We start from the raw sequence: 2,112 nt of genomic DNA on the forward strand, positions 1-2,112 counted from the left end.
GGATCATGCGGCGGAGGATCGGCGGCGCGCTGCCGGGTGTCAAGCCGGACGCCGGTCTGCGCCCGACATGCGTGCCGCAAACAATGCCGTGAACGGGCCCGCTTACTCCGCCGTCGTCAGGAACATCGCGGCACCGCCGGTGTTCGCACCTGTCAGGAAGACGGCAGCGGATTCTCGCCATGGCGGACGACGCATTTCCCGCGAACTCAGGCCCTGCAAACTCACTCCGACTGGCATCGACCGCGCGGATCGGCGCGCATCCGATCCATCCGATGTGGTGCCTGTCCCGATCGCCTGCTTCGTCGGCGCGCTGCTGATTGCCGACGACCTCGGCAACACGGTGTGGCGCGTCACCGCCACCGACGCCACGCCGCAGACCGCGGGTGGAGTTGGCACAACAACCGGTGCTGCACCAACGCCGAGCCCGCAGCAGTAATCACTCGTCAGACCTGGCCTTCGAGGGACGCGCTGAATTCAGCGTCCTCTCAACCTCTCCAACATCTCCCCCGTCGCAAACCCATCCGCCGGTGCGCCGATCGAGGCCTGGAAATTCCGCAGTGCGCTGCGGGTTTCGGAGCCGAACTGGCCGTCGGGTGTGCCGCGGTAGAAGCCGCGCTGGGCGAGGAGCTGCTGCAATTCCAGCTTTTCGGTGCGTGACAGCGCGCGCTCCTGGCGTGGCCAGTCCTGGACGAATGGGGCGCCGCCGCGCAGCCGGTCGGCGAAATGGCCGATCGCCAGCGCGTAGGCCTCGGCGGGGTTGTACTTCATGATCACCCGGAAATTGGTGAGCATCAGGAAGCCGGGACCGGCGGCGCCGGCCGGCGCCAGCAGATAGGCCTTTTCGCCCGAGCGCGGGAACGGCTGGCCGCCGGCGCGGCGCAGCCCCATCTGCTCCCATTGCGCCAGCGTCTGGGTCTGGCGGCGGTCGGCCAGCATGTAGTTGAAGCCCTTCGGCACCACGACCTCGTAGCCCCAGGTCTGGCCGGTCTGCCAACCGTCCTTCTTCAGGTTGTTGGCGGTCGAGGCGATCAGGTCGTAGGGATTGTCGACGACGTCGCGGCGGCCGTCACCATCGGCGTCGACCGCGAAGCGCTTGAATGCCGTCGGCATGAACTGGGTCGGGCCGAACGCGCCAGCCCATGAGCCGCGCAGCTGCTCGGGCCGCAGATCGCCGCGATGCAGGATCTCCAGCGCGGTGAGGAATTCGTCCTTGAAGTACGCCTGGCGGCGGCCGACGCAGGCCAGCGTCGCGGTGGAGTTCACCACATAGCGATCGCCCATCTGGGTCGAGTAGTTAGATTCGATGCCCCAGATCGACGCGATGATGTAACGGTCGACGCCGTAGGCGCGCTCGACCGCGTCGAACTGCGGCTTGTACTGCGCCAGGATTTCGCGGCCCCTGGCGAGGCGGGTATCGTTGACCAGGATGTCCAGATAATCCCAGATCGACTTGGTGAACTCCGGCTGCGAATCCATCAGGTCCATCAGCCGCAGGTCGGGCGACAGGCCGGCGGTGTAGCGCTCGAACGATTCCCTCGAGATGCCGCGGCGCGCCGCGTCCGGCCACATCGCCGCGACGCAATTGTCGAAATTCGCCGCGGCCTCGCGGATTGCGGCGGCGGTCATCAGCGGATGGCCGGAGGCCCCGTCCTCTCCGCTCCAGGGCTGGGCAGCGGAGCTGCCGCCGGAGGGGGCGCTCGCGCCGGGCGCGGCTGGGCGGCTCGGCGACGGATTGCCGAAAATGCTGTCGAGGAAGTTCAGAGGATTGCCGGACTGCGCCTGCGCCGCCGTGGCCGAAAGCGCCACGCCGCCGAACCATGCCGCGAGCGCGGCAGTTGCCAGCCGGTTATGTCCCGTCATCGCCGATTGCATCCCACCTGTTGCGAGGCCCCCGGGCAGGAGGCGCCGTGATGGTTTCCATCAGCTTAACAAAGCGGCTTTTTGCCGTCCGGCCGCCCGCGCCCGTACCGAGTTTTCGCGTGCGGCGGTGGCCCTTGACGGCCGGCGCGATCGCCGGAGGATGGCGGGAAACGCGCATGGGAATGGGACCGAGATGCTCGGCATTCACGACTTCTGGCTGTTCGTCGCTTCCGGGCTGCTGCTCACTGTCCC

General features: G+C 67.8%; 2 protein-coding genes and 1 pseudogene. 1 reads left to right on the plus strand and 2 read right to left on the minus strand.

The window, feature by feature from the left end:
* Positions 1 to 436: pseudogene (locus tag DYI24_RS25495) on the plus strand (hypothetical protein); the annotation flags it as partial.
* 38 nt (positions 437 to 474) lie between these two features.
* Here DYI24_RS25495 and DYI24_RS25500 read toward each other — a convergent pair.
* A complete protein-coding gene (locus DYI24_RS25500) occupies positions 475 to 1,860 on the minus strand; it encodes a lytic murein transglycosylase (protein WP_164574295.1) in 1,386 nt (461 codons plus the stop codon).
* Positions 1,847 to 2,112, minus strand: a 266-nt coding sequence (locus tag DYI24_RS28165) for a hypothetical protein (RefSeq protein ID WP_205523696.1), incomplete at its 5' end; no start/stop codon positions are given. The genes DYI24_RS25500 and DYI24_RS28165, both read right to left, overlap by 14 nt.

The organism is Rhodopseudomonas sp. BR0C11, from assembly GCF_010820945.1.
Lineage (GTDB): Bacteria > Pseudomonadota > Alphaproteobacteria > Rhizobiales > Xanthobacteraceae > Rhodopseudomonas > Rhodopseudomonas palustris_H.

What these genes read in the sequence shown, in the direction of transcription:
- DYI24_RS25500 (WP_164574295.1), bottom strand. Translation starts at nt 1,860, where the DNA reads ATGACGGGACATAACCGGCTGGCAACTGCCGCGCTCGCGGCATGGTTC.